This window comes from Sulfitobacter indolifex (assembly GCF_022788655.1).
In the GTDB taxonomy this organism is placed as follows: Bacteria; Pseudomonadota; Alphaproteobacteria; order Rhodobacterales; family Rhodobacteraceae; genus Sulfitobacter; species Sulfitobacter indolifex.
Genome location: NZ_CP084957.1, coordinates 26766 through 47866, shown reverse-complemented (window position 1 = coordinate 47866; position 21101 = coordinate 26766). Strand labels below are relative to the sequence as shown.

The 21101-nt window shown below is 61.0% G+C and carries 20 protein-coding genes; 15 read left to right on the top strand and 5 right to left on the bottom strand.

Translation table 11 applies throughout. The features are described 5' to 3' along the window. Positions 1-77: 77 nt before the first annotated feature. From DSM14862_RS21390 to DSM14862_RS21330, 13 genes are all read left to right on the top strand, one after another. Entirely contained in the window at positions 78-362 is a 285-nt protein-coding gene (locus DSM14862_RS21390; RefSeq protein ID WP_040701741.1) for a TrbC/VirB2 family protein, read from the top strand. Then, positions 355-633, top strand: a complete 279-nt coding sequence (locus DSM14862_RS21385) for a type IV secretion system protein VirB3 (protein ID WP_243254692.1) — start codon at positions 355-357, stop codon at positions 631-633. The genes DSM14862_RS21390 and DSM14862_RS21385 overlap by 8 nt, the downstream gene beginning before the upstream one ends. Continuing rightward, a complete protein-coding gene (locus tag DSM14862_RS21380) occupies positions 623-2998 on the top strand; it encodes a VirB4 family type IV secretion/conjugal transfer ATPase (RefSeq protein ID WP_007120680.1) in 2376 nt (791 codons plus the stop codon). Before DSM14862_RS21385 ends, DSM14862_RS21380 begins: the two co-directional genes overlap by 11 nt. Beyond that, positions 2995-3162, top strand: coding sequence for a hypothetical protein (locus DSM14862_RS21375; RefSeq protein WP_165481287.1), 168 nt, complete (start codon positions 2995-2997; stop codon positions 3160-3162). The genes DSM14862_RS21380 and DSM14862_RS21375 overlap by 4 nt, the downstream gene beginning before the upstream one ends. Continuing rightward, complete coding sequence (locus DSM14862_RS21370) at positions 3152-4306, top strand: lytic transglycosylase domain-containing protein (RefSeq protein WP_007120678.1); 1155 nt, start codon at positions 3152-3154, stop codon at positions 4304-4306. Before DSM14862_RS21375 ends, DSM14862_RS21370 begins: the two co-directional genes overlap by 11 nt. After that, complete coding sequence (locus DSM14862_RS21365; protein WP_007120677.1) at positions 4306-5115, top strand: type IV secretion system protein; 810 nt, start codon at positions 4306-4308, stop codon at positions 5113-5115. The genes DSM14862_RS21370 and DSM14862_RS21365 overlap by 1 nt, the downstream gene beginning before the upstream one ends. A 114-nt stretch (positions 5116-5229) precedes the next feature. Beyond that, positions 5230-5883, top strand: a complete 654-nt coding sequence (locus DSM14862_RS21360; RefSeq protein ID WP_007120676.1) for a virB8 family protein — start codon at positions 5230-5232, stop codon at positions 5881-5883. A gap of 2 nt (positions 5884-5885) precedes the next feature. Beyond that, complete coding sequence (locus tag DSM14862_RS21355) at positions 5886-6581, top strand: TrbG/VirB9 family P-type conjugative transfer protein (RefSeq protein ID WP_040701727.1); 696 nt, start codon at positions 5886-5888, stop codon at positions 6579-6581. Next, positions 6578-7957, top strand: coding sequence for a TrbI/VirB10 family protein (locus tag DSM14862_RS21350; RefSeq protein WP_007120674.1), 1380 nt, complete (start codon positions 6578-6580; stop codon positions 7955-7957). Before DSM14862_RS21355 ends, DSM14862_RS21350 begins: the two co-directional genes overlap by 4 nt. A 4-nt stretch (positions 7958-7961) precedes the next feature. Next, on the top strand, positions 7962-8948 hold the full coding sequence (locus tag DSM14862_RS21345; RefSeq protein ID WP_007120673.1) for an ATPase, T2SS/T4P/T4SS family: 987 nt from the start codon (positions 7962-7964) through the stop codon (positions 8946-8948). Then, on the top strand, positions 8945-9139 hold the full coding sequence (locus DSM14862_RS21340) for a DUF4177 domain-containing protein (RefSeq protein WP_007120672.1): 195 nt from the start codon (positions 8945-8947) through the stop codon (positions 9137-9139). Before DSM14862_RS21345 ends, DSM14862_RS21340 begins: the two co-directional genes overlap by 4 nt. Continuing rightward, a complete protein-coding gene (locus DSM14862_RS21335; RefSeq protein ID WP_007120671.1) occupies positions 9136-9549 on the top strand; it encodes a hypothetical protein in 414 nt (137 codons plus the stop codon). The genes DSM14862_RS21340 and DSM14862_RS21335 overlap by 4 nt, the downstream gene beginning before the upstream one ends. Before the next feature lie 12 nt (positions 9550-9561). Further along, positions 9562-10638 carry a type IV secretion system protein gene (locus DSM14862_RS21330; protein ID WP_007120670.1) on the top strand — a complete coding sequence of 359 codons (1077 nt, stop codon included), beginning with the start codon at positions 9562-9564 and terminating at the stop codon, positions 10636-10638. 231 nt (positions 10639-10869) lie between these two features. On the opposite strand, the gene DSM14862_RS22025 is transcribed toward DSM14862_RS21330, so the two are convergent. Both DSM14862_RS22025 and DSM14862_RS21325 read right to left on the bottom strand, forming a co-directional pair. Continuing rightward, positions 10870-11664 carry an E2 domain-containing protein gene (locus DSM14862_RS22025; protein WP_407705406.1) on the bottom strand — a complete coding sequence of 265 codons (795 nt, stop codon included), beginning with the start codon at positions 11662-11664 and terminating at the stop codon, positions 10870-10872. Next, on the bottom strand, positions 11661-13262 hold the full coding sequence (locus tag DSM14862_RS21325; RefSeq protein ID WP_007120669.1) for a nucleotidyl cyclase domain-containing protein: 1602 nt from the start codon (positions 13260-13262) through the stop codon (positions 11661-11663). Before DSM14862_RS21325 ends, DSM14862_RS22025 begins: the two co-directional genes overlap by 4 nt. 128 nt (positions 13263-13390) lie before the next feature. Here DSM14862_RS21325 and DSM14862_RS21320 point away from each other — a divergent pair, with 128 nt between their 5' ends. Further along, on the top strand, positions 13391-14266 hold the full coding sequence (locus tag DSM14862_RS21320) for a WYL domain-containing protein (protein WP_007120668.1): 876 nt from the start codon (positions 13391-13393) through the stop codon (positions 14264-14266). Then, the gene (locus DSM14862_RS21315) at positions 14245-15150 is read left to right on the top strand and encodes a cyclic nucleotide-binding domain-containing protein (RefSeq protein ID WP_243254691.1); all 906 of its coding nucleotides are present in this window, start codon (positions 14245-14247) and stop codon (positions 15148-15150) included. Before DSM14862_RS21320 ends, DSM14862_RS21315 begins: the two co-directional genes overlap by 22 nt. Positions 15151-15619: 469 nt before the next feature. On the opposite strand, the gene DSM14862_RS21310 is transcribed toward DSM14862_RS21315, so the two are convergent. The 3 genes from DSM14862_RS21310 to DSM14862_RS21300 are packed head-to-tail and all read right to left on the bottom strand — an operon-like array spanning position 15620 to position 20560. Next, on the bottom strand, positions 15620-17620 hold the full coding sequence (locus tag DSM14862_RS21310) for a type IV secretory system conjugative DNA transfer family protein (protein WP_040701724.1): 2001 nt from the start codon (positions 17618-17620) through the stop codon (positions 15620-15622). A gap of 8 nt (positions 17621-17628) precedes the next feature. Further along, positions 17629-19980, bottom strand: coding sequence for a relaxase/mobilization nuclease domain-containing protein (locus DSM14862_RS21305; protein ID WP_322790859.1), 2352 nt, complete (start codon positions 19978-19980; stop codon positions 17629-17631). Next, a complete protein-coding gene (locus tag DSM14862_RS21300; protein WP_007120663.1) occupies positions 19967-20560 on the bottom strand; it encodes a hypothetical protein in 594 nt (197 codons plus the stop codon). Before DSM14862_RS21300 ends, DSM14862_RS21305 begins: the two co-directional genes overlap by 14 nt. Positions 20561-21101 lie beyond the last annotated feature (541 nt).

The following is a 21101-nucleotide window of genomic DNA, read 5'->3' as shown; positions in this document are numbered from 1 at the left end:
AAACACTTATCGGCAATGTCACGAGAGCGCGCAGCGCGGCAGTGCATTGGCGATACCGCTTTTTCCAAACAAGTTGGATTCCAAACCTCTTTGTCGCCTCGCTGGCACTATCCCTGCTCATTGCCGAGCCCGCACTTGCACAGAGCATCGATCTCTCCCCGATCCAAAGCCTGTTGCAGGGCATTGTCGATGCGCTGACCGGACCCCTTGGCGTTGTCATCGCGACGCTGGCCGTACTCGGGGTCTTTCTCAGCTGGTTCTTCAACATCATCGATCTGCGCCAGGCGCTTTGGGTGCTTGTCGGCATCGCCGGTGTCGCGGCTGCCCCGACGATCGTTGCTGCGGTCTTTGCCGGTGGCTGAGCGCTCACCTCTCTTTCTCGGCCTCGTACGCCCGCCCAAGCTAATGGGCCTGCCGATCATGTATGCGATGGTCTGGCTCTTCGGTTCGGTGCTCTTGTTCGTCTGGGTCCAGCACATCGTAGTGCTGGGTGTCGCCGCCTTACTCTATCCGGTGCTGTGGAAAGCCGCGGATTGGGACCCGCGTTTCATCGACGTGATGATGACGTCGCTGCAGGAGACGCCACCCACGCGAAACCGCAGCATCCATGGCGGGGACAGCTATGCCCCGTGATGAAGCCCGTGACGAGGCGCTCGATCCCCGCACGATGACGCCGGACTGGTATGCGCGAGAGACCCGCCTCGCGCATATGCTGCCCTATGTGAGCCTCGTTGACGACCAGACCGTGCGGACACGGGTGAACGAGCTCTTCCGCTGCATTCGGCTCGAGGGGATCAACAGCTACACGACGGACGATGCCTATCTCGACAAGGTGACAGCGCTTTTTGCCCGCATTATCGCGCAGCTTGGGCCGGAATTCAGCTATTACGTCCACAAGGTCTCCAAGGCGATCAAACCGGATCTGGACCCGATCCGTGAGGACAGCTTCGCGGGCGAGGTGGACCGGCGCTGGCGCGCGAAACTCGAGACCAGCGGGCTCCGCGACAAGACGCTGACGCTCACCGTCATTCACCGCCCACCCCCCAAAAGCCTCCTGCCGTTCCTGAGCCGCAGCGCGCCGGACCGACTGAAGGAGGAGACCCGCAAACGCCTGCAGCGCCTGGGCGAGGCCGTGAACGTCTTTCTGTCCGGCCTCACCGAGCTCAAGCCGCGGCTTCTCTCCGCCGCATCTGGGGAATTGGTCGGGTTTCTGGGCGCGCTCAACACGGGCACCGAGCTGCCGCTCTACCCGGCCAACACCTACGGCTTTCTGTCCTTCAACGTCGCCAATACCCGCGTGACGTTCCACGGAGACCATTTCGAGCTTTCCGAGGGCGTCGTGGGCCACCGCTACGGCAAGAGCTTCACCATCGGAGAATACTCGGAAGGCACCTCCTGCACCATGTTCGACATGCTGAACCTGCCGGTCGACATGATCGTGACGCACTCCTTCACGCCGATCAATTCGAACCTCATGGCGGGCCGCATCAAGCGGCAAAAGCGCCAGATGCAGGCCAGCCAGGACGCAGCCCTCTCGCTCCTGGAGGCCCTCGACATCGCCGCCGATGATCTCGAGGCCAAGCGCCAAAGCTTCGGCGAGCACCACATGGTCGTGACGCTCTTCTGCGACACGCTCGAAGAACTGCAAACCCTCAGCGCCGAGATCGTGAACGCCGCCGCAACCGAAGGCGTGAAGATGATTGGCGAGCGGGTCGCGGCCAAGGCGCATTACCTCAGCCAGCACCCCGGCAACCAGCCAAAGCGCGTCCGCGCCAGCGCCGTCACCAACCGCAACTTCGCGGATTTTGCGGCCTTCCACCGGACACAGCTCGGCAAACCTGCAGCACTTACCCCCTGGGGCCGGGTCGTCACATATTTGCCCACGCCGGAGCAGAGCGCCTACCGGTTTTCCTATCACGAGCAGGGATCGCCCGATAAAGAACCGACCAGCGGCCATACCCTGATCATGGGGCGGCCCGGGTCCGGCAAATCGGTGCTGTCGGCCTTTCTGATGACCCAGGCCCGTCGCGCGGGCGCCCGGATCTTCGTCTTCGATTACCGTCTTGGCATGGAGATGGCGGTGCGCGCCAATGGCGGGCGCTACGCCTCCCTGAACGCCGGCCAGCCCACGGGTCTCAACCCGCTCTGGACAGAGACCGATGCGCGCGGCACCGCCTGGCTCTCGGATTGGCTCACAACCCTGCTCTACCGCGCCGACAAGCCCCTGACCCCGGCGCAGACCAACCGCATCCAGGAGGTCGTGCGCCAGAACGCGCAGGCCACCAATCCGGCCCTGCGGAACTGGCGGGATTTCGCGTCGCTTTTTGTGTCCACCGATGATGGCGGCGATCTGCACCAGCGCCTGCTCGAGTGGACCGAAGACGGCCGATATGGCTGGATATTCGGGCAGTCGCTGGAAGATACCTTCTCGCTCAAAGGCGATGTGGTGGGCTTCGATCTCACCGGCATTCTCGACAGCGAGGCCGACAAGGAACGGATGGCGGTCCTCTCCTATCTCTTCCGCCGGGTCGAACGCGAGATCGAGGATCGCCGCCCCACCATCATCGTGATCGACGAGGCCTGGAAGGCGCTCGACAACGCGTATTTCGCCGAGCGGCTGTCGAACTGGCTGGTGACCGCGCGCAAGCAGAACACCGTCGCGGTCATGATGACGCAATACGCGAGCCAGCTCGAGCGCACCCGGACCGGCAAGACCATCGTCGAGGCAGTTCCGACACAGATCCTGCTGCCCAATATCCGCGCGCAACCCGCGGATTACGCCATGCTGAACCTCACGGAGAAGGAGCTCGACATCCTTCTCAACACGGGCAGCAACAGCCGCCTCGCACTGATCCGCGACGATCAGGGCTCAATCGTCGTCGATGCCGATCTCAGTGCTCTCGGGCCCAATCTCACGATCCTTGGCGGCATGGAAAAGGGAGAAGCGCTTGTCGGCGCCGATTACCGCGACCGCCCAGATTTTTGGAGGCTTTCATGATCCGTATTTTTATCGCTTTGGCTGCGCTCGGCGCGCTGGCCTCCTGCACCCAGTATCGGGAGCCGCAGGCCAATTGCTTTTCCTTTCTCGTCTCGACGGCAGCGACCGGCCAGGATTGCCACTTCGCACCGCTCGGCGCGCCGGAGGGCGACGTTGAAGTCTAGCCTGCCTCATATCCTCGCGTTTTGCCTGCTGCCCGGTCTCGCCTTGGGCCAAGGTGTGCCGACCAATGACAGCGGGCTGACCGCGCGCGATATCGTCGAGACCGGCGACCGCGAAGCAGACTTGGCCGTTCAGGCGGACAAGCTTGCCCTGCGCGAACTCATCGCCGAGATCGAGCGGGAGCAGCTGGAAACCCTCCGACGCATCCTCGATGCCCAGACCAGCTTCGGCGGTCAGGGACTGCCCGCCATGGTCTCGGGGCTAGAAAACGGCAGCGGCGATCCCGACCGCGCCGTAGAAGCCGTTTATGGCACGGGCGAGATCGATCCCAATCCCGGCGGTGCGCAGATGTTCGGGGATGCGTCTGAGACCATCGAGCAACTCATCATCCGCGTGGCTCAGGAGACCAGCGGCTTTGCGGGTGTTGGCCGCGCAGGGCTCTCGTCCGTCCAGTGGCGCGCGCTGCTGCAAGCGCTGATCTGGCAGGAAAGCCGTTTCACCATCGGTGCACGCTCTCCCGTCGGCGCCTATGGCCTCACCCAGATCATGCCTGGCACCGCCAGCGATCTCGGCATCAACCCGGAATATTACGACAGCCCCTATCTGCAGGTGCATGGCGGCGCGCGCTATCTCGCGACCCAGCTCAACACATTCGATGGCAACATCATCAACGCCCTCGCGGCCTATAACGCCGGACCCGGCCGGGTCTTCGAGTATGGCGGCGTGCCACCCTTCCGCGAGACCCAGCACTACGTGTCGGTCATCCCTGAACGCTACAATCTCTATCTAAGCCGTATCGGCGGGATCGACGCCCTCGGCACGATCGACCCCGCGCTTCTGGCCAATGCCAACCTCTCAATCACCGGGCACGGCGCGGCCTTCTATGGCAACAACTCGCCCGCCGCGATCAGGCAAGCCGCCCTGCGTATTGCGGATATCGTCGAACGGATTTCCGAGACTGAAGACGTGCAGGAAAGCATCGCACTCAACACCTATGCCCGCGCCGAACTCGTGCGCCTCGTCGCTGCCCGCATCCGGCTTCAGGCCGCCCGCACCCGCGTGCTCTCCGCCGAAGAGCTGGCCCAGGCCAGCGCCCGCATGGCCGAAGGCGCGTTCATGGATTTTACGATCAGGGAGATTGAATGATGGGACATCTGCTCTTGAGGACAGCTTTGGCCACGACACTTGGCGTTGGCTTGCAGTTCAGCGCCCTACCCCCTGCCGCAGCACAAGGTGTACCGGTCGTCGACACCCAGAACATCGCGCAAAACATCCAGCAGCTCCGGCAGATGATCGAGGACGAGATTCTGCAAAACGAGCAGCTGACGCAGCTCCGCGAACAGCTCGGCCTTCTCACGGACCAACTCGCGGAGCTGCAAAGAACCTACGAGGCCCTCACCCGCCTCGCCGAGCTTCCAGAAATCATCCGGACGGAAATGGAAGACGAGTTGAACGGTCTGCTCGACCAAGAGTTCGGGGACATCCTCGCCACGATTGAGGCGATCAAGACTGGGGATTTCTCCGGCCTGTCCGGTTCTGGCGCAGGCGAGATCGAAACCCAGATGGACCGGGTGCTGGCCGATCTCGGATTTGACGATGACACCCTCTCGGAAATGGCCACGAGCGGCAATCCCGGGGCCAACCGCGTGGCGACGCAGGCCACCACCGGTGCCCTTGTATCGGCGGCGGCCCAGAACAGCTATGAGGATGCCGGCCAATCGCTCGAGCGGGTCGACCGCCTTGTCGGACTCATCGACGACATGGACGAACTAAAGGAAAGCATCGATCTCAACACGCGCGTGACCGCGGAGCTCGCCATTGCGCTGGTCGCCATGTGGCAACTCGAAGCCATCCAGACCGTGGGCGATGGCACCGGCGGCGTGATCGATGCCGCCACCATCGCCGAAGAACAGCGCTTCATGGATTTCACCTTGCCGGACCTCCGGGCAGACTAAGGCGTTTCGAAATTGATCCCCAAAAACAAATATCGGTTTTCGCGTTCGAGCGCAGCGAGAGGCAGCGAAGAACCGCTTCAACTCATTTCGAAACGCCGAGCGGGGGCATGACGGGTGGCGACTGAACAAGAAATCATCGAGGAAGAACTGGTCTACGGTGCCCTGCGCCGCGAACGGCTCTGGCAACGCCTTGGTCTGACAGGTCTTGTCTTCGGCATCATCGGCTGTCTGAGTGCCGCGGCTGTCTCGATCCTCGATGTCGACCCGCCCCCCGTCGTTGTCCCCTATGATCCCGCCACCGGCTTTGCACTCCCCGAAGCCTCGGTGGGCGCCTCCTCGGTGACCGCCAACCAGGCGATCATCGAGGCGGAGGTGTTCCGCTATGTGGCCGACCGGGAGGTCTATAACCAGCTCGACAACGATCTGCGCATCCGCAGCGTCCTGCGCCGCTCGGACGGAGCTGCCGAGAGCGGGCTGCGCCAGATCTGGAACAGCGCCAACGAGAATTACCCGCCGACGGTCTATGGCCCCAATGCTCGGCTCGACGTGGAAATCCTCAGCATCAACCGGATCGGAACCAACCGCGCGACGGTCCGCCTGCGCAAGCGCCTGACGTCCATTAACGGCACCCAGACCGGCCTCTTCACTGCGACGCTTCTCTTCGAGTTCCGCCCGGAGACCCGCCGCTCCATCGATGAGGTCTGGACCAATCCATTCGGCTTCACCGTCCTCGAATATTCCATCCGCTCCGACAGATTGGAGAACTGACGTTGTTGTTTATAAGATCGCTTATTTTTGTCATTGCCCTGTTGCCCGGCCTCGCCTCTGCCGAAGCCATCCCGCGCGGCGGTCCCAACGACAGCCGGGTGCGCTTGGCCACCTACCAGGAGGGTCAGGTCTACCGTCTCAGCGTGTCGCTCACCCATGTGACCACCATCGAGTTCGGCAAGGGCGAAAGCATCCGCTCGATCATCGCGGGCGACACGGAAGGGTTTGAGATCGATGGCGTGCCGGGGGGGCAGGCCTTCGCAATCAAGCCCGTTGCGCGCGGCGTCCATACCAATGTGACCGTCTACACGAACAGGCGCAGCTACTATTTCAACGTCGAAGAGGTCCGAAGCCCGACCTTCTACGTCGTGCAGTTCCGCTATCCAGACGACGCTGCGCGCCCGACCCGGGCCATCGCGGCCCAAGCGCCGAACTACAATTACGGTGCCAGCGCGCGGACCGAGTTCACGCCAACCCGCATCTGGGATGACGGGACGTTCACGTATTTCGCCTTTCCGAGAAACGCACCTGTGCCAGCGATCTTCCGCTACGCGGGCGGCCGTGAACGCACGGTCAACACGCAAACCCCTGAGGACGGCGTGATCCGCGTCAGCGGCGTGAACCGCCAATGGGTCCTGCGACTTGGCGAAGAGGTGGTCTGCATCGAGGCGATCCCGCCCGCGGAGGTGGCCTCATGAGCGATACCGAGAACACCGGGTTGGAAAAACGCCTAGCCGCCCTGGAGAAAGGCAGTGCCCGCGCCCCCACGGCGGCGCAGCGCCGGTCGCCCCTTCTCGCGCTGATCGTGGTCCTCGTCATCGGCGCGGGTGGTGTCCTGCTTTATCTCCTCTCACAGCCCGACGAAGAGGAAGCCTTGCCGACGGCCACCCCGGACGTCTTCCAAAACGAGGGGGACGGCTTTGGCACCATCGAGACCTTGCCCCCGCCCGAGCCCGAGGTTGTGTTCGTCGGACCAGACCCCGCTGAGCCCAATGCCGAGCTTCTGGCGCAGATCACCGCCCTGCAGGCCCAGATCGAGGAGTTGCGCAACGCCCCTGAACCGGTCGTCGAGGAAGACACCGCCGCCGCAGAGGCGATCGACGCGCTGACCGCTCAGATTGCGGCGCTGCAAGCCGCCTCGGAAGCAGCACAGCAACGATTCCAGGACGAACTGACGGCGCGGGATCGCAGCCTTGAGCAACTCCGCATGGATCTGGAACTGGCCCAACTCGAGGCCAGCCGACCCCAACCCGCTCCAGCGGGCCCCACGGAAGATGAGCTGCACGCACGCGAGCAAGAGCGACTGCGCCGCGAGGAAGAAGCCCGGCGCATGGCCGAGCTGGAGCGCCGCGCCGCGGAGGAACGCGCCTTCCAGGAGCGGCGCATCGCCTCGCCCACCATCGCTTTTGGCGGTGCCTCCGGAGCGAATGAAACGGCTCTGACCGAACGCACTTTTGGCGAGGTGACGGATTTCGTGCTGAACGGTGCGTTGCCCTCCACCGTGACGCAGGCCGAGGTGATCGCCAATCCTTCCAACACCATCATCCAGGGCACAATGATCCAGGCCGTCATGGAAACCGCCCTCGACAGCTCGCTGCCCGGCCAGACCCGTGCCGTGGTGTCCGAGGATGTCTACAGCGTCGATGGCGTGCGCCTCTTGATCCCCCGCGGATCCCGTCTCGTCGGGCGTTACCGCGCTGGCGTCGATATCGCGCAGCGCCGTGTCACGATCGCCTGGGACCGGATCATCCTGCCCGCGGGCCAAACCGTCCAGATCAGCTCTTTCGGGGGCGATGAACTGGGCCGTTCCGGTGTCACGGGTCTCATAGACACACGCTTCGCCGAGCGTTTCGGGTCGGCCGCCTTGATCTCGCTGATTTCCGCGGCACCAAGTGCCGCCGCCTCCGAGGTCCAGGATGAGACTGCCGCCGACGTTCTCGAAGACGTTGGCGATGATCTGGCAGATGCCACGGACAGCGTCATAGGCGATTACCTCTCCATCGGCCCCGTCATCTATGTCGACCAGGGCGCCCGCGTCACGGTCATGGTCGACCGCGATCTGGAGATATTCTGAGCCCATGTCGCTGAGCTATCTCGAAACCTCCCTCGACAGGATCGACGCCGCCGCACGCGACGATGTCATCGAGATCTGCATCAACCCCGACGGGACCTGCTGGGGCGAATTCCAGGGCGATCACTTCATGCGTGCGCTGAACCAGAGGTTGACGGGTGTTCAGGTCAAGGACCTTGGCAACCAGATCGCCTCATCGGCAAATACCACGATGAGCAAGGACCGCCCGATCGTCTCGGTCTCGATCACCTACAAGGGTCGCCCGATCCGCGCACAGGTCATCACCCCGCCCGCTGTGCTCTCGGCCATGTCAATCAGCCTGCGGTTCTTCTCAAGCCTGCCACTCGAGGGCATTGCGCTCGATTTTCTCTATGGCAAAGAGCGCAAGCTCGAAGATCTGCGCGTGGAAAAAAAGCGCGCCTTGCGTGCCGTGGTGGCCGCGGGTTTGATCGATGATGCGCTGGCCTTCTGCGTCGAGAACAAACTCAACATGATCGTCTCGGGCGGCACATCCACCGGCAAGACCGTGGCCGCGCGCAAAATCCTCTCTCATGTACCGGCAGAGGAGCGCATCGTCACCATCGAAGAAGCCGCCGAGCTGTCGCCGACCCAGCCCAATGCCGTGACCCTCATCGCCAATCGTGACGCGGAATTCCAGACCGCCGATGTGCTTCTCACTGCGACGCTGCGCATGCGCCCCGACCGGATTATCCTGGGCGAGGTGCGCGGCAAGGAGGCCATGACCTTTCTGGAAGCCATCAACACCGGCCATGGCGGGTCCATGACCACGCTGCATGCCGAAACCCCGCAATTGGCCGTGCAGCGCCTCGCGATCGCGGCACTCAAGACCGAAATCCCGATGACCTATGCCGACATGATCCAGTACATCGAGAACTCCATCGACGTGATCATCCAGGCCGGCCGCCATGACGGCAAACGCGGCATCACGGAATTTTACCTCCCCGGCGCAACTGAGATTGGAACTTCCCCATGAAGACCTTTGAATACGATATCTTGTCCTTTCCCATGACCCGCAAAACCAGCCTTGCCGACATGCAGGCCAGCCTGAATGCCAAAGGTGCGGAAGGCTGGGAGGTCGTGTCGATCAGCTCCTCGGAATTCACCAATGTCGGGCACACCGTCTTCCTGAAGCGTGAAACCACACCCGCTGGAGCCAAGACATGAGGCAAGCGCGCTGTACCCTTGTGCTGGCCGCGCTGGTCCTGGGACTGACGACCGCGCCCACTTTCGCCGAGCGCAACCTGGTGCCGACCCTCGAGCGCAGGTTCACCGTCTGCCCGGACCGGCCCGCCGAGCCCGTCTGGATGCAGGAGATCCCCCTGCGCCAAGCCTATCAGCGCGTGTTGGTACAGGACATCTACCGCGCCCATAACCTCGAGCGCATCGTCGAAACCGGCAGCTGCGACTGCGAGACCCGGTTCCCGTCCTGGGACGCTGCCGAGGCTGTGTTTCGGGAGAGCTACGCGAGCGACGAACGATGGGAAATGCTCGAAGCCTCCGACGCCTACAACCGCCGCGCCAACGCCGCCCGAACTGCCGGCAAGGCCATCTGCGACGCCGCAGGTAATTGGTAAGGCAGCCCCGCGATGAGTGTCGTCACCTACTTCGTTGAAACCTCCCAAGCCTATCTCGACACCGCCGCTGAGACCCAGTTTGGTGCGGTTGCGGCAACGGTCGGCACGCTCCTGGTTTTGGGGACAACGCTGGTGGTGATCCTCGTCGGCATCAACATGATCTATCAATATCGGGCCATGGATGGGCACACAGCCTTCTGGCTCGCGGTCAAGATCGGGCTCATCGGGATATTCGCGACCAATTGGATGCAGTTCAACGCGTTCTCGTCTGCCATTCTCTATGGGATCGACAGTATCGCGGGTGCCCTGGTAGCCTCCGTCGGCGGCGGCAGCCCTGGCCCCTCAGGCACCTTCGCCGAAGAATTCGACCGGCTGATCGCCGAGCTGGGCGACTATCTGAACGCTGCCGGGTCCGAGCTGAACTGGATGGCCGGCGCCATGCTCGACATCGTCGGTGTTCTTCTGCTCTCAATCCTCGGCGGACTGGCCGCCTTCATCCTCGTGGCCTCCCGACTGATGATCGCGCTTCTGATCGGGATCGCCCCGGTGATGATTTTCCTGACCCTCTTCGAGGTCACCAAGGATTATTTCGCGCGCTGGTTATCCGCGCTGATTTCCTTTGCGCTATACCCTATCGTGGTCGCAGGCGTGTTCGCAACGATCACAGGCGTTTCCTCCGCGCTCATCGGCGAACTAGGCGATCCCGAAGGGGCCTCAAACATCGGCGCGCTCATCCCCTTCTTCATGATGGTGCTTATGGCCAAGGGCTTCATTATCGCCACGCCCTTCATCGTCCGCGCGATCTCCGGCAACATCATGATGCCCGCCCTCTCCGGAGGTCTCGGCGGCGGCTACAGCTTTGCCCGCGCCGCCATGGGAGGCCAGCAGGCCTACAATCGCTACCTCATCGGCGGGGCCAGTGGCGCAGAATACGCAGCCCTCAGGGCGCGGCAGTTCTTTGGCGTGCAGCAGATGCCTGCAAGGCAAGGCATGGGGCAGAAGGGTTCCGGAGGCGGCACAGGGTCCACTGACGCAGGGTCCAAAATGCTGGCGCAGCTGGCGAGACTGGGTCGGCTTGGGCGACGGTGACGGTCCTCTGCGGACATCGGCTGGACAGGCTATCGCTTCGATGACACTTCCCGGAACCGGCCATCCATGCAGTCGTGCAGAATGGGTCAAGTTTGCAAGGTCCGTAGTTGCCCTTGCGAATTGTTTCGGTAGGCTTTTCGAAGTGAAAAAGGGTATAGGTACTAGTGGGCACCCACTGTCGAAAGAGGGCAAAAGGCGTTCCTAATTTTTATAAGGCGCGCTCTGCACACCCTACGTAGCAAGCGGGCAGCTCTTCATTGAACCGCAGCATTTTCTGCCATCTCGCTTTAAGATATCAACTATCTCGGACTCGATCCGCCGCCGCTCATGCTCTCGCAGAACTAACTCTTCAATCACATCTTTATTTGGGCACTCGGCACGTAAAACCGGTTTATGAAACCGATTGCAGCCCGGACTGCACTTTTCAGCGACGCAAGATTTCTTTCGCAGAAGCCTATGTTTCCACCTGCATCCTCTTGGACAGGGTGTACGCACATTCAAGACTTGCCTGCGATCTCTGGATATGCGCGGCAAGCTCTCGGCCAACCATCCTTCGCCCCGAAACATCGCCAACCACAAATCCTCCTCCCATCCCAGAGGTTTGGCCAGCGCCTCCATTTCGACCTGAACATGTGCCGCATCGCCATGACTCAGACCGGAACCTAGCGGCCATACACCTCTCTTGTGGGCGTACACCTGGTTTCTCAGGTAAACGCCCAAGTAGGACCACCACGTCTTGGCTGCCTCTTCATCGTCCAGCGGATATTCGGAACGAAAATAGACACAGAATGTGCTGTCCGGATTGATGTGTCGTTCGAGACAGAACTCAGGGAATTGGCGTTTATTCTCCGCCTCCCTGACCGCAACGCCGCCATGCGCTGAAATTTCAAGCTTGAGACAAAACCCGTCGGGAAACACACTTCTTGTGCCCTGAGGTAAAACCAACACGGTCGTTTGGCGGGTCTTTCTGTCCTCAATGCTCGCCCATTCTGGGATATTTTGGAGTAGTCGGTGCAGCGTGTTCATTCGGACTTGAAATGTGCCCGAGGTTGAGGCGACTGGCTCGGAACATGGACTCTGGCGTAGTTCGGGCTGGCAACTTGTGCTGGAGCAATCGACAAGCAGGCCGCTACATCGTCATAGTCCATGCTCGCAGTATAGCCGTCCTCGTACAGCAAGTCCCCAAGCGCTACGGGGGCAACACTCAGCGCGCGTGGTCCGAACTTGACGCCGTTGTCCTCGCAGTCGCGCTGCATCTGCTCCGAACGCGTTGTCGCGATGCTTGATGCCACGCGCACGGACCGATCACCACGGATACCAATCCGGGAAACCGGTGTCGGACCAAGCTCCACACCGATGGCCAGCCCAAGATTGTCGAGATTGCCGAGAACAGATTTGCACAAGCCGAATGACGAGTGGAGACCGCCAGCACACTGCGCTGCGGAAGATACTGATTTGCGTTCGTCGGTCTCGGTGCGCGTTCCTTCGGCAATTAGCGCATGGATACAGTCCCCGATAAACCTGACCTTCCGGCCTCCAAAATCTTTCTCCACCACGTTTTGAAACTCTTGTCGGATCACGTGGAGGGCGCGGACTGCGTCGCGAATGCCTCCTGAAGCCACGGCTGCATCGATATAGTCGGTGTACCCGGACAAGTCAGCGTACATGGACACCAACGGCATGCGGATCGAGCGGCTGGGCGACAGCTCCCCATAGTCGATATCACGCAGCGGCGGCTCCCTGTGAGAGAAGGTGAAGCTAGGGTCAGTGAAGTCTGGAAACTCACCACGCCGCACTTCTTCTTTCCAGTTGGCTACCACATCCGGCGTGTAAGCTTGGCGATCTTGGACGCCAAATACTAGGTTGCCACTGGCATCCTGGCGCGCAGCATTCATGATGATGTCAGCATCGGCGAGACTAACGAACTCACTAATCACACCGAACTCCTGAAGGTTCAGAAGAGCCCGCACGCGGTCGGAAACATAGACACCCGCTTCCTTGCCAAACGCTAGCTTTGCGGCATGGTTTGCTGCGCTGCCAAGGAACATCGGCTCCTGTTCGCAGCCCGTGCCGTTGTTGATGGCAACGCATGTACCTACGTCGATACCGATCCGGAACTCTGCATTGAACTCGCTCCGAGCAAGCTCGCGGTTTGCCGCATCGGCAACCCGCTTGAAGTCATCGACGAAAGCGAGTGCCTGGGCAAGCGTGTCACGGGTGACACCCTGCTTTCCGCGCTCCAGTACAACAGCATGAACGCGGCCATTGTGGAAATCCACCCGTTGCGCTGCGGATGGCTCAATCGCTCGGTCAGCCGCGCTGTAGTAGAGGTGCAGCAGGCGCATCGCGCGCTCGTGCGAGGCTTCTGTCTCGCGGCCTTCGTCAAGACGAAACTCATCATAGTTAGTGATCGCGATGTAGATTTGCACGGTGTCCACCACCACGGCCTTGCCTCTCGGTAGACTAAACAGCGGCGGCGTGGTGGGCTGTTCTTTCGCTACCCGCATGGCAATGTCGGCCTGATACAGGCGCTGGTATTCTTCAAAGCGCTGAACGTTGAAGTCTGGGGCCTCGCCCTTCAGCTTGTTGATGCGCGCGAGCGCTGTTGCCTCATGCCAGGCCATCTTGATCTTCCTTTCTGCGTCACCGGATGAGCCGCCGCGCCGATTCTAGTTTTTACTGTACTCCTATAATTTAGGGGTATCACATAATTTGTCAATATGCTAGTCTATGGCAGGGAGACAAAGCAGTCATGAAACACGAATCCATCAAGCCAAGTCAGCGAAAACGCTACGAATTTATCGAGTTCCAGCTCATGTGGGGCGGTACGGTTGGACGCAAGATTCTTACGGAGAAGTTCGAAATTTCTCCGCAGCAAGCAACGCTGGACCTCACATCGTACCTGGATCTCGAACCTAAGAACATGGCCTACGACCCGCGTCAGAGGACCTACATCGCACGCTCAGGATTTTGTCCGGCTTTTGTGAAGGGAGAAGCGACGGAGTATCTTCAACACCTAGAAATGCTGCACCATGGTTATCGTGCCCCCGATGAAATATGGCCTGCAAACATACCTGAATTTGACGCGGTAGCGGCTTCTACGCGTAAGACTGACCCCGCCACCTTAAAGGCCGTGCTTCGTGCCATTCGTGACCGCCACTGCGTTGAGGTCTTGTATGTTTCCCTCAGTTCTGAATCAGAGTCGCCTCGCTGTCTTTACCCGCATGCGATTGCCAGTGATGGCCATCGCTGGCACATGCGTGCATTCGACCGCGACAAGAACCGCTACTCAGACTTTGTGCTTTCGCGCATTGAGAAGATCACAACCAAAAAAGATAATGACCAAGAGCTTCCAGAAGATAAAGAATGGTCAAAAATCGTAGATTTACGCTTGCAGCCTGATCCAACTCTCGGTGATAGGCAGCGTGAACGTCTGGAAATCGAATATAACATGAGCGACGGAGATCTGTTGCTGGAAGTGCGCCAGGCGATGCTGTTTTACTATCTACGCTTTTATGGGTTCAATCCTCACGACATTGAGGAAGGGATGATCCGCAACAAAAGTAGCTTTTCACTATCTATCAAAAACCTGGAAGAAGTAGACGAATGTATTGGTCGGCGAAGCTAAGAAAAATCATCGGCTGGGAAAAAGAAGCCAAGCTGCCTGCGCTGTTCTCCGGGGACAGTGCGCCCGACCTTGTCCGAAAAACGCTTCGTGAGAACCGGGCAATTCGTGGCGACACGACAATCGTAGACCAACTAATGAATCACGGTGAGATTGTATTTTTTCGCAAGGGTGACTGTTTGATTCATGAAGGTGATCAGGACAATGATGTTTATTTTCTTCTGTCTGGTGAGGTGGATATCGTTTTCAAGCGTCAGCTTGGTTCGAAACGCGTTGCTCCGAACCAAGTTGGCGAGATGGCAGCGATTGAACTTGGAAGCAAACGATCGGCAAGTGTATATGTCCTGACAGATGAGGCTGCCGCCCTTAAAGTGCCGGGACAGGAATTTAACCGAATATGGACGAATAACCCAGATTTGCAACAAAACCTGCAAATAGAGATGACCGCGCGCCATCGCGAAAGGATCGCTGCTGGCGAAGTTGCAAGGCGTAATAATTCCTCTTCATGGTTCTGGACTTCTGTTGGAGTGGGCTTGGCATCGTGTCTCATCACTTGGCTATTTCTTGTCCCTGCAACATGGACACATGATGCCCGCCTGGCAGCAACCGCCATGTTTGGTCTTGCGGCGTTCATATTGATGCTTCTTCATAATCCGGCTTTTTTTTGGAGGCGATGCTTCGGCCTTGTCTTGTTGGCTATGGTGGGGGTCTTTGCCCTTGCTCAGTTTGTATCTGTGGAGGCAGAGCATGGATTTGCCAGCCTAGAAGTAGCAATTCGTACTGGTGAGACCCAAAGTGACTGGCGGCAAACCCTCATAAATCAAGGAGCCTTTGTCCTCACTTTGATTATTTGTGCGTGGATGGATCGCAGGAGCAACCCGGACTAAGAAAGAAGCTGCACTGCATCTTGAAAACTAGACCGTTTGAGGAGAAAGTTCTCCGCTGTTCTTTCATGGCTGGAGCGGAACGCTCTGCATAAAGTACCGGATTCCGCCCTCCTCTTCGGTCGCCCCATGTCTGCCGGCACGGAACTGATAGTGTGTCCGTTTTTGCGGCCAGTCCGTGATGCTGCCTGCAGCTAACTTCCGGAATCTTCGCTCAATGTCGATTACCAAGGTCCGGCAGCGTGAACCAGACTGAGGGCCGCTCCCGCCGATTCTGTGGAAAAACTCCTTTCTGCAACTGCGAATTTAGGAAATGTAAGAAGCCGCTCCCCGAAGAGCTGATTGCGCCACGTGACGCCGCCGAAAACTGAGCGATTCAGAATTTTGTTCTGCGAAATTTGCGACCGACGCGCTGTATAAGAGTTATTCAACAGAATTCGCCCTGCCCGACAGACATACCATCCTCGCCACCCTATCGAGCAACCAGCTTTTCACTCCCCCCCTCCCGCAGCATCTCTTCCATTTCATCCAATCCATCGACAGCGGAGCGCATCTGCGCCTCATCCACCACGATCGCAGCCTCGGCATCCACAACCCGGCTCCCGAAATCCATCTCCATCTGACGCTGTTTCTCGGCGATGACGGCTTGAACGATAGGCGCGGTCTTCTTTGGGGTGACATCGGTTTGCCCTGACGATTGGCCATCAGCAGTCTGGCGTGCGGCCTCAACATCGGTCTCGGATCCGCCTGACCCGTCCGGTAGCGGCGTCATCGGCATGGCGCGCACACTCAACGGCAGCGTGCCCTGCGACCCACCTCCCCCAGGCTTCGGAAACGGCAACTCGCCCGTCTGCGCCGCGTGGATCGCCTTAAAGAGGCGATCGTCGAAGTACTGGATCCGCTTTGCCCGGACCGGCATCTGGGCATCGATGACCATGACGATTTCATCGAGGGGCAGGCGGCGCGCCTCATCTTCGGGCAGCAAGGAACTTTCTTCGGTCCGTGTGGATTGGCTGCGCCCTTCAAAGGGGTTCTTGCCGATGGACTGGGAGCGCGTGACGACGGTTTTCGTGGTCTTACCGACCGCCTTGCTCAGCTCCTCGACGGTCTTCTCATCCGAGGGCGTCAGGTAGAGTTTCACGCCCGCGTTGCCCTGCAGCGCGCGGCGGGTGTTCTCGCCATAGATTTCATCGAGGGCGGGGATGGTCTGAGTGACGACGGCCAGGTGCCCACGATAGGTGCGCAGGGTCTCGATGCTCTCGACCACGATGGGCATCTTGCCCAAGCGATTGAACTCATCGAGCATGATCATCACGGGCCAGGGTTCGTCGGGGCCGGGATCCTTTTCCTGCATGGCGGAGAGGAGATCGGAGAAGAAGAGCCGGATCAGCGGCGCGAGGGGCTTCACCATCAGAGGCTGGACCACGAGATAGACCGAAAAGGGCTTTTTCCGGATCGTGCGGAAATCAAAGTCCGACACCGCCGTCGCCTCATCAATCGCTGGGTTCTGCCATTGATCGAGCCCTGAGGTCATCAGGAGCGAGACGTATGAGGTCAGCGTGTCGTTGTTGGTCGAGGCCAGCCGCGTGAAGATCAGCTTGGCGGCCCTGTTGTCGACCTCGTGGCCGCGCGCGAAGTATTCCTTCTGCTTGTTCCCGCCCGAGGCCGCGATGCGGTAGATCTCGCCCAAGGTGGGGCGCTTGCGCTGGAAGGCCAGCAGCCCTGCCGCCACGAAGAGATCGATCCCGCCTTTGAGGAGGCCCTGCACCCGGTCGTTGTCGCTTTGCAGGAACAGCGTCGCCAGGAGCTGCAGTTCCATCTGCTGGCGCGCGGGGTCTTTCAGTTGATAGATGCGCAGGAGCGGGTTGTAGCGATGCGTGCGCCTGCCCTCCCAATCGGTGGGGGAAAAGCGATAGACCTTGTCGCCTTGGGCTGCGCGGTGCCGGGCCGTCGCCTCGAAGCATTCGCCCTTCACATCGAGCGTCACGGCAGAGCCCTGCCAGGTCAGCAGGTTCGGAATGACAAAGCCCGTGGTTTTGCCACGGCCCGTGGGGGCCACGATCAGCGCATGGGGGAAGACCTTGGAGCAAATGTAATTGGCGCGGGAGCCCGGCGGCCCCAGCTTGCCGAGGATGAACCCGGTCCCTGGCGCCCCGAAGAAGCCATTGGCCTTCATCTCGCGCGCGGTCTGCCAATGGGTCTGGCCAAAGCGTGTGAGGGCCGAGCCTGAAAGGGCGAGGCTCAGCATCAGGCCGGCGGCGGCGAAGCTGCCGATGATCAGGTGAATAAGTTGCGCGTCCTCCGGGCGGCGATCGAGGATCGTGATGTAGTTCTGCGCGATATAAGCAAAGTCGATCTCGGCCCCAAACCCAAGATCCTGGTAGGTCAGCACCGCCGAGGCGATGGTATAGCCCATGGCCCCGGTCACCAGCGTCACAAGCAGGACGCCCGTGGCGATCCCCGCTTTTCCCATGGAGGCGCTCAATGGACCTGTCCCCGCTCGGTCTCGCCATCCACATCGCCAGTGCGGTGTTTTTCATATTCGGTGTCGGCAAGATCATCGACCACCTGGCGCAAGGCCTCCGTGTTGGCCGTGGCGGCATCGGATTGCAGGTAGACCTTGGCGACATAGAGCCGGTCGAGGCGGTCCTCGAGAACCTGTTCCAGCGCATCGGCGTGGCCGGATGTGAGCCGGTCGAGTTGGCGAACGTCCAGCACCCGCGCGATCTCGCCACGGAAGGCGTCCCGCTCCGCCTCGGTCTCGAAGGGCGCGGACAACTCCCCCGCCCGCTCATGCTCCAGAACACGCGTAATCTCGTCTGCAAGGCGGTCGGCACGGTCAGACTGCGGCGCAGTTTCACCGCGAGCTGCGAGGAGTGCGTCGCGCGTGCCAGACCCAAGCCCGTCGCGCATCTCGTTTTCGCGGCGGACCTGATTGATGACCTCCTTGTCGCGGATCTCGACGACGGCCGCATAGGTCGCGCCAAGCCCGCGGGCGAGGTGGGACGGCATGTCCGGATAGCGCCCCATGAAGTCATCCGTAGCAGCATCTGCAACAGGCGTGCGGAGGTCGCGTCCCTCCATGATCCGATCGACCTCGCGGGTGATCTCGCTGGCGCGGGCCGCATCGGTGATGGTCTCCCTGTAGGGTTCAGACCGGTCGATCACATCGCCGGGACGTGCGAGCAAGTCCGGGTGTGCTGCGAGATACGTGCGCTGCTCGGTCTCGATCCGGCGCTCCGCCCGTGAGACAACCTCCCAGTCCCGGTCCTCGATCTGCTGCGCTGTCAGACCCTCCGCGCGCATCTCCTGACGAATTGTCCCTTCCATCGCCCGGACCGCGCCCTCATGATAATGGAACTGCTCGCTGTCCGCTTCCGCTTCCATGACGCCATCCCGGCGCAGCACGTTCTCGCGCTCCAGAAGCGTGCCGAGCGCGACATGCACATCGTTGAGAATGTCGCGCGCCTGTTCCAGATCGGCGCGGCGTTCGAGGTTCAGGTTCCGCGCCTCAGCTACTTTGAAGAGATCGTCTGCGATCCATTGATGCTCGAGCGCTGCATTTGAGGCGCCCGTCTCGATCCGGGCCACCACTTCCGATGTGCTGATCCCGGTGCCCCGTAGTGCCGCGTCAATGCGCGATCTCAGATCGGGCTCTGCCAGACGCTCGCGCTGGTTGGCGTCAATATTGGCCTCGGAATAGATCCCGCCCTCCGAGGGGGTCTCTGACAGCGTGGATGATCGCAATCCGAGAGGCTGCATGTGCTGGACCTGCGCCTGGATCTCGATGAGGCGCTTTTCCAGCACGGGACGTTCCGCGTCAGACTTCTCTGCGATCATGCCCTGCACCCGCGCGAGCTTCTCCGCATAGAGGCTTCTCAGATCCTCGAAACTCTGATCCTCGGCCATATACACATCTCCTGTTCGGTCCACCTGTCCGCCATGCGCCAGCACCTCGCCCGCGCGGAAGAGTGCTGCGGCAATGTCTTCGCGGGCCCCGCGGACCTCGGAGGTCTCCCGGGAGGCCTCCACGGCAAGCGAATGGTAGACGGTTCTGGTGTTGGCGATCTCCGCCAGCGTCCGGGTCAGGTCCTGCCCCACGCGTTCGCGCTCGCGGGGCGCGCGACCCTCTTCTTTCGCCGCATAAACCTCGCGGGTAGGGGCGGGGTAATGCACGACGCCGCGATCGACACGCCGTGTGGCCTCCAGGCGCACGCCATACTTTTCCGCCTCCTCGACCATGGCGAGGCGGAAATCGTCATAGTTGAAGCGATGATTGCGGCCCAGAAAGAAGAACTCGCCTTCTTGCGAGCGGCGGTTCAGCACCAGATGCGCATGGGGGTGATCGCGGTCCTCATGCACCGCGATGATGTAGTCGAAATGCCCCGCGTCGGTCTGGAAGAACCGCTCCGCCACATCCGTTGCGATGTCGCGCACATCCTCCCCACGCGTGCCCACGGGGAAGGACATGAGCATGTGGGTGGTCTGTCCGAGCTTGGGCTTGAAGCCCGCATCCCACCGCTTGGCAAAGCGCTCGGTGAGGTCCTTGATGTCCTTGGCCTCGAGCTTAGCTTTGCCATCCAGGAACCCGCTACTGTCCACGATATGGGTGGACTTGGTGGTAAGGTAGTCGAGCTGGTTTGCGAGTTGCGATTTGGTATGCGTCCCCCCGCCCCGGATCGCCTTGAAGACCGCTGGCCGATGCCCCGCTGCCGCGCGTACAAGCTGGCTCTGCTTGGCGACATGCAGCCCCTGCATCGAGCCCCGGACGCGGCTCCAGCCGTCCCGGAAGACCTCGCCCGTGACGGCATGGACGGCATCATTCAGCCGCATGGGCAAACTCCCTCAGCGCAACCGTGGCCTGCAGCTGCATCGCGTCCCGACGGCGGCGCAGGAGCAGATCGATCTCGTCAGCAGAATCCAGAATGAACCGCGCCAGCCCGCGCATCTGCGCGAGGCGCAATTCGGTGAACTCGGCACTCGTGCCCCCTACGACCCCCTGCCCCCGCTGGTTGGTCCGCGTCATCTGCTTGGCGATCTGCGCGACTCCGTTGCCGACCTCGTGCAGTGAGGCGCGGTAGCGCGCCATCTCTGCTGCCATCTGCGCGTCCGGAACGAACACCCCACCCGCCGCCTGAATGAGCCGGCGCAGCCCCTCGGCCCGGCTCTCGATCCCGGCCGCGGCCAACACCTCGTCGAGCGCCGCAAGCTCCGCAGCCGTGACCTTCACACTGACCGCTGAGACCGGGATCGCGGCATCCGTCTGGCGCTCGGCATCAGCTTTCAAGACGTAGCGCACGGCCCGCGATGTGACCTCGAAACGCTCGGCCAGCTCAGACGTCGACACACCCTCCGCGGCCTCGCGGACGATCTGCATCTTCTCGATCTCTGTCAGGCGTTTTGATCGGGACATGCGGAAGAAAGACCCCCTATTTCCTGCCACCTTCCACCAAGGCTGCCCCCACCTTACGATAATATACCCAGCTGTCAATTATATACTTACGTCGCATTCAGTCTCAGGCAGCCTTGGTGTCCGCTTCACGCCGCGGCCCTCAGGGACGCGGCTCTGCCGCCCTCACCACCGGGCGACCCACCTGTCCAATGGGTCCCCTTCCCCAACACCGCCCGAGGCTCTGGCCGAACACCCATGTGTTCGGACGGAACCGCGGGCGGGCGCAAACCCCACCGACAGGGCGGACAGGCAGGGTCAAGGAGGGCCAGATTTGGCTTGCCAAATCTCTGCCGCAAAAACCGGGAGGCCCTGGCCGATAGGTTTTTGAGGATGGCCCCCTTGAGGCTGACTGGCCGGTCTGTCGCGGCCAGACTATTCCGAGCGGCGATCGTCCTTTGAGAGCGCAGGGACCGGCACCAAGGGGAGGTCGCTGTCGGCGATCACCCGCGACGGAACCGGCATCCCTGGAACAGGGATCGGGCCGCTCCAAGATCGTCCCGGG

What these genes read in the sequence shown, in the direction of transcription:
- DSM14862_RS21380 (WP_007120680.1), top strand. Translation starts at nt 623, where the DNA reads ATGCCCCGTGATGAAGCCCGTGACGAGGCGCTCGATCCCCGCACGATG.
- DSM14862_RS21375 (WP_165481287.1), top strand. Translation starts at nt 2,995, where the DNA reads ATGATCCGTATTTTTATCGCTTTGGCTGCGCTCGGCGCGCTGGCCTCC.
- DSM14862_RS21365 (WP_007120677.1), top strand. Translation starts at nt 4,306, where the DNA reads ATGGGACATCTGCTCTTGAGGACAGCTTTGGCCACGACACTTGGCGTT.
- DSM14862_RS21350 (WP_007120674.1), top strand. Translation starts at nt 6,578, where the DNA reads ATGAGCGATACCGAGAACACCGGGTTGGAAAAACGCCTAGCCGCCCTG.
- DSM14862_RS21345 (WP_007120673.1), top strand. Translation starts at nt 7,962, where the DNA reads ATGTCGCTGAGCTATCTCGAAACCTCCCTCGACAGGATCGACGCCGCC.
- DSM14862_RS21340 (WP_007120672.1), top strand. Translation starts at nt 8,945, where the DNA reads ATGAAGACCTTTGAATACGATATCTTGTCCTTTCCCATGACCCGCAAA.
- DSM14862_RS21335 (WP_007120671.1), top strand. Translation starts at nt 9,136, where the DNA reads ATGAGGCAAGCGCGCTGTACCCTTGTGCTGGCCGCGCTGGTCCTGGGA.
- DSM14862_RS21330 (WP_007120670.1), top strand. Translation starts at nt 9,562, where the DNA reads ATGAGTGTCGTCACCTACTTCGTTGAAACCTCCCAAGCCTATCTCGAC.
- DSM14862_RS22025 (WP_407705406.1), bottom strand. Translation starts at nt 11,664, where the DNA reads ATGAACACGCTGCACCGACTACTCCAAAATATCCCAGAATGGGCGAGC.
- DSM14862_RS21325 (WP_007120669.1), bottom strand. Translation starts at nt 13,262, where the DNA reads ATGGCCTGGCATGAGGCAACAGCGCTCGCGCGCATCAACAAGCTGAAG.
- DSM14862_RS21320 (WP_007120668.1), top strand. Translation starts at nt 13,391, where the DNA reads ATGAAACACGAATCCATCAAGCCAAGTCAGCGAAAACGCTACGAATTT.
- DSM14862_RS21315 (WP_243254691.1), top strand. Translation starts at nt 14,245, where the DNA reads ATGTATTGGTCGGCGAAGCTAAGAAAAATCATCGGCTGGGAAAAAGAA.
- DSM14862_RS21310 (WP_040701724.1), bottom strand. Translation starts at nt 17,620, where the DNA reads ATGGGAAAAGCGGGGATCGCCACGGGCGTCCTGCTTGTGACGCTGGTG.
- DSM14862_RS21305 (WP_322790859.1), bottom strand. Translation starts at nt 19,980, where the DNA reads ATGCGGCTGAATGATGCCGTCCATGCCGTCACGGGCGAGGTCTTCCGG.
- DSM14862_RS21300 (WP_007120663.1), bottom strand. Translation starts at nt 20,560, where the DNA reads ATGTCCCGATCAAAACGCCTGACAGAGATCGAGAAGATGCAGATCGTC.